The 4,978-nt window shown below is 63.0% G+C and carries 5 protein-coding genes and 3 pseudogenes; 1 reads left to right on the forward strand and 7 read right to left on the reverse strand.

Features of this window, described 5'->3' with window-relative positions; genetic code table 11:
• From C7H84_RS35055 to C7H84_RS35085, 7 genes and pseudogenes are all read right to left on the reverse strand, one after another.
• Positions 1-972 (reverse strand): annotated as a pseudogene (locus tag C7H84_RS35055) (IS66 family transposase); the annotation flags it as partial.
• Between the two features lie 26 nt (positions 973-998).
• Positions 999-2,555, reverse strand: a complete 1,557-nt coding sequence (locus C7H84_RS35060) for an IS66 family transposase (RefSeq protein ID WP_121863072.1) — start codon at positions 2,553-2,555, stop codon at positions 999-1,001.
• Positions 2,556-2,586: 31 nt separating this feature from the next.
• Positions 2,587-2,937: an IS66 family insertion sequence element accessory protein TnpB gene (gene tnpB, locus C7H84_RS35065; RefSeq protein ID WP_121863073.1), complete on the reverse strand. Its 351-nt coding sequence runs from the start codon at positions 2,935-2,937 to the stop codon at positions 2,587-2,589.
• Positions 2,913-3,455, reverse strand: coding sequence for a transposase (locus C7H84_RS35070; protein ID WP_121863074.1), 543 nt, complete (start codon positions 3,453-3,455; stop codon positions 2,913-2,915). The genes tnpB (C7H84_RS35065) and C7H84_RS35070 overlap by 25 nt, the downstream gene beginning before the upstream one ends.
• Before the next feature lie 49 nt (positions 3,456-3,504).
• Positions 3,505-3,885: pseudogene (locus C7H84_RS35075) on the reverse strand (transposase); the annotation flags it as partial.
• Positions 3,886-3,936: 51 nt separating this feature from the next.
• Positions 3,937-4,278: an IS66 family insertion sequence element accessory protein TnpB gene (gene tnpB / locus C7H84_RS35080; RefSeq protein WP_276208445.1), complete on the reverse strand. Its 342-nt coding sequence runs from the start codon at positions 4,276-4,278 to the stop codon at positions 3,937-3,939.
• Complete coding sequence (locus C7H84_RS35085; RefSeq protein ID WP_121863075.1) at positions 4,275-4,691, reverse strand: transposase; 417 nt, start codon at positions 4,689-4,691, stop codon at positions 4,275-4,277. The genes tnpB (C7H84_RS35080) and C7H84_RS35085 overlap by 4 nt, the downstream gene beginning before the upstream one ends.
• 70 nt (positions 4,692-4,761) lie before the next feature.
• Here C7H84_RS35085 and C7H84_RS35090 point away from each other — a divergent pair.
• A pseudogene (locus C7H84_RS35090) lies at positions 4,762-4,978 on the forward strand (chitinase); the annotation flags it as partial.

Genomic DNA, 4,978 nt, shown 5'->3' on the forward strand with positions numbered 1-4,978 from the left:
CCCGAAGTGCGCATAACGCCTCCCGATCGCGACGTCACGCAGTGCTCGCTCGGCGATCAGGTTGTCGATTTCCGCACGCCCGTCGCTGCAGTAGTAGATGAGCGCCGGCCAGCGATTCAGCGCGTACTGAATCGCCTTGGTCGTGTCGGATTTTGCAGAGAGCGTGGCGAGCGTTGCTTCGAACCAGCGTTTCATGTCGTCGAGCAGCGGTATCGCTCGCGCCTGGCGCACACTGTGTCGCTCATCAGGTGGTTTGCCACGGATCTGCTCCTCGATCTTGTAGAGCGCGCCAATCCGGTGCAGCGCTTCCTCCGTTACCGCATTGGGACGGACGGCATGTAGATCATGGATCTTTCGGCGAGCGTGGGCCATGCAGGCAGCTTCCTGGATGGTGCCGCCGCGATACAGCTCGGCATAGCCGGCAAACGCATCGGCCTGCAGCACGCCGGTGAAGGCTGCAAGATGCTGCTGGGGGTGCTCGCCCCGTCGATCGGGCGTGTAGGCGAACCAGACTGCTGCCGGCTCTTCGGAAGCGCTCGGCCGATCATCGCGCACGTAGACCCACAGGCGTCCTGTCTTTGTGCGACCGTTGCCGGGCGCCAGCACTGGCAGCGGCGTGTCGTCCCCGTGAACCTTGCCGCCGGCTAACGTGTATTGGCGGACGGTGGCGACCAGCGGTGCAAGCAGCGCCGTGATGCTTCCCATCCAATACCCCATCGCACCCGGATCGATCTCGACGCCGTCGCGCGCGTACATGACGGCCTGGCGATGCAGCGGGATGTGGTACGCGAACTTCGACACGGCGATGTGCGCGAGCAGCGCCGGACCCGGGACGCCGCGATCGATCGGTCGACTCGGTGCCGCGGCCTGCACGATGCGATCGCAGCATGCGCAGGCCAGCTTCGGACGACGGTGGCGGATCACGCGGAAGTGCGCCCGCACGTATTCAAGCTGTTCCGCGACGTCTTCGCCCGTACGCGGTCTTTTAACGACGCCCCTCAGCGGTTGAGGGCAGCAGGCATTCTCCAAGGCATGAGATCGGCGTAGTCGTCGGCAGTTGCAGCGAGCGGCAACCTGGTGAACAGCCAGACCAGATAGCGATACGGCTCGACGCCGTTCGCCTTGCACGTCTCGACGAGGGAGTACAGGTTGGCACTGGCCTGCGCGCCGGCGACAGTATCGGCGAACAGCCAGCCCTTGCGGCCGACGACGAACGGCCGGATCGCGTTCTCGCACAGGTTGTTCGAGATCGGCCAGTTGCCGTTACCGACGTAGCGGACCAGCTTGGGCCACTGTCCGCTCATGTACTGCAATGCCTTGCCGAGCAGACTCGACGGCACGACGCCTGGCAGATGCTCGACCAGCATGCGCTCGATGATGGTGAGCATGCGGGCGCTGTACCGGGCGCGCAGTCGCTGCCGGCGTTCAGACTTCCACTTCGCGCTGCGCGCCTCGGCCGCGAACAGCTTGCCGATCAGCACGACGAAGCGCGTGGCTAGCAGATCAGGCGAGCGTGCAGCCTTCGGTACCGACTCCTCGGCCTTGATGAAGCCGCGGCGCACGTGTGCCCAGCATCCGAGATGCACGAGCTGGTGATCGTGGGCGATGCCGTTGTAGAGCTCGTACCCGTCAGTCATCAGCACGGTGCCAGGCTGCACGCCGGCATAGAGCTTCTGCGCATGCTGGGCGCCGCGCCCCGGCGAGTACGAGAACATCCGCACAGGCGCCCCCGAGCTGTTGACCTGCGCCCACAGGTAACTCTTCGCCTGCGGCCTTCGTCCTGGCTCCTTCAGCACTTGGAACGTTGTCTCGTCGCCGTAGATCAGGTTCGATTCGAGCAGCGCGTCGCGCATCAGATTGATCACCGGCTGCGTGGCGAGCCCCACCCGCACTACGCTGGCGGCCAGCGTGTTCGACGAGATGTCGCCGCCGAAGCGACGCAGCAGCGTGGCCTGGCGATACAGCGGCATACCGTACTGGTACTTGCCGGTGATGATCCACGCCAGCGCGGATTCCGTGAGCAGCCCGCGAGGGATGATACGCGCCGGCGCGGGCGTGACCTTGATGCCGAGGTCGCAGCACGGGCACGCGTACTTGATCCGCTGGTGCTGAACGACGCGCACCTGCTCGGGAATCACGTCGAGCTGCTCGCTCGTCTCGACGCCGATCTCCACGAGGGCATGGCCGTCATGCGCGCAGAACCGTTCGGACTCAGGCAACTCGTGCCGCACGACCTCGCGTGGCAGGTTCGGATCGAGCGGTTTGCGCCCACGCTTGCCGCGCGTGTGGGCGGCGACCGATGTGCCGGGCACGTCCTCGCGCGCGGGCGCATCGGTAGTGGTGGCCAATGCTTCAGCTTCGTTGAACAGACCGAGCTGGTCGGCATGGCGCGCTTCGCTCGATGCGCCGAACAGTTCGTGCTTGTATGCCCGCAGTTTCTCCTCGGCCAGATCGCGCTGAGCCGTCACGAGTCGAAGCTCACCGCGCAGCGCATCGCGTTCGGCGAGCAGTGCCTGGTATTCCTCAACACTCGGCATGACGGGGCTGTTCGGCATGGCCGATTAGACCATGTCACCCGCGTGGTGTTCAGCTCATCCGCGCGTAATATCGCTGGGGATGCTTCTGGATCACGGCCAGGTCGATTCCGTCGAGCAGCCAATGCAACTGCTCAGCGCTGAGCGTGATCGTGTCGCCTCCGTTCGGCCAGACGAAGCGGTCGGCTTCGAGTCGCTTGAGCAGCAACCAGAAGCCGTTGCCGCCCCAGCCGAGAATCTTGATGCGATCGCGTCGTCGGTTGCCGAACACGAACAGCGCCGAGGTCATCAGGTTCAGGCGCATCGCCTGTTCGACCAGAATCGACAACCCGTTGATGCCCATGCGGAAGTCGACTGGATCGCGATGCAGATAAACCTTCAGCTCTTCGTCGAACCGGAACACGGCAGCCTCCCGAGCATCTGGATCACCGTGGCCAGCTCATCGACACTCGCCTCGCCGAGATCAAATTCGACACCATTGGACAAGCGCACATGTAACGAGAGCGCCATCAACGACGGGGCTGGTGGCAATACTGGGGAAACGGCAGGCACTGTCGACGGAGTCGTGACGACAGGAACGAATGCCCGCGCTTCACTCATCGGAACCCGACGGGCAGTGCCCGGAATGTCGATCGATACGCCGTCGATCACCAGCGGGTCCGGCCTCGTTGGGGTTTGCAGCGTATGCTGCTGATGGCGCGAGATCCAGCGGCGCAACTGATTCGGATTGACGTCATGGTCCATGGCCGCCCGGGCGATTGATACCCCCGGCTTCAGGCAAAACTCGACCAGTTCCCGCACGGCATCTTCATCAAATTCCCGCCGGCCATCCCGTCGGTGGCCAACCACCAGTCTGCTTCGAAGGTCCTGTTTCTCTGTCATCACGGTCTGAGTGCATGTGTCCACGCGGACACTTAGCATCTGACCTTCTGCCTACCATTGGTAGGGCGTCCTTTATTGACGGCTTACCTTCGCCCAGCGGTTTGAGTTGCCCGCCGCAATCGGGGCAGTCATCATCGGCGGGAAGATGGATGCGCTCTTCGCGCTCAAGGTGATCGAGCAACGGCTTGCGGCCGACACCTTCGCGACTCGGCCGTTTCACTGCAGCAGCCGCGGCCATATCGGCCGAGCCTTCATCGGCCTGCAGGTCTTCCAGCCGCAATTCAAGCTGTTCGATCTGGCGATCCAGCTTCTCCGATTTTCGGCCGAACTGCATCCGGCGCAGCTTGGCAATCGTCAGCTTCAGATGTTCGATCTCGATCGCGCGCGACGAGAGCTGCTCGCGCAAGCTGGCGACCATCGCCTTCAGCGCTTCAATGTCGTCGGGGAGATCGGTGGGAGCAGCGGACATGCGGTGAGCTTACACGACGCCACCCACAAGCTCTCCACGCGTAATGAACGTTTACAATGCGCTTCGCGGGCGTACCGCATCGATCGGCTGCCGCCAATCGAAACCTTCGAGCAAGAGCGCGAGCTGAGCGGTCGTCAGCGCAACAACACCGGCATCGGCGCGCGGCCACGCGAAACGTCCTTTCTCGAGGCGCTTCGAGAGAAGGCACAGGCCGCCGTCACACCACCACAAGCACTTCAGCAAGTCACCTCGCTTGCCCCGAAACACGAACACGTGTCCGGAGAACGGATCTTTCTCCAGCACGGTTTGTACCTTCGCGGCCAACGAGTTGAAGCCGGAACGCATGTCCGTGACGCCCGCCGCGATCCAGATTCGCGTGTTCGGCGGGATCACTTCAGACAGTCTCGCAAATACTGTTCGGCGAACTCCTGCGACACACCGCGGATACGAATACGTCGTTTGCCGACCTCGATCTCGATTTCACAGCCTGGCGGCATCGCCGGGCTCGCCGACACGTCCGGCGTTTGCGGTAGAGCGTGATGTGGGATGTCCTTCGCAGGCAGATCGACCACATCAACCGGTAGCAGCGCGATGTTTGGTACCGACGGTGCAGGTTGCGTATCGAGTAAGCTTCTTCGCCACTGCGCGACCATATTGGCGTTCAAGCCGTGCGCACGCGCTACCTCGGCAATCGAGCGATTCGGATCGTTCGCTTCGGCAGCAACCGCTTCCCGAAACTCCTTCGTGTAGTTCCTCGATCCCGGTCGTCTTCCATGCACCACTGGCTTCATCAATCTGATTCCCATTACATCTGATGGGAATCAGATTGCCGGTGCCGTGCCCTCATGAACAGACGGTACGTGTCGAGCGCTTACGCCATCGTGGGGCGGGGTGCAGACAATCGGCAGCGACGCTACCGGCGATCTACTTACATCGCTGAGCGCTTCGATTGCCAGCTATCGAGCCAAAGGCGGCGAGGTCGCTGTGTCGTTTGGCGGCGCAAACGGCACGCCGCTGATGCAGGCGTGCTCTACCGTGTCCGCACTGAAGACCGCGTACCAGACGGTGATCGGTAAGCGGCTCAGTTGGGCCG

The sequence above is a fragment of the Burkholderia sp. Nafp2/4-1b genome (assembly GCF_003635165.1).
In the GTDB taxonomy this organism is placed as follows: Bacteria; Pseudomonadota; Gammaproteobacteria; order Burkholderiales; family Burkholderiaceae; genus Burkholderia.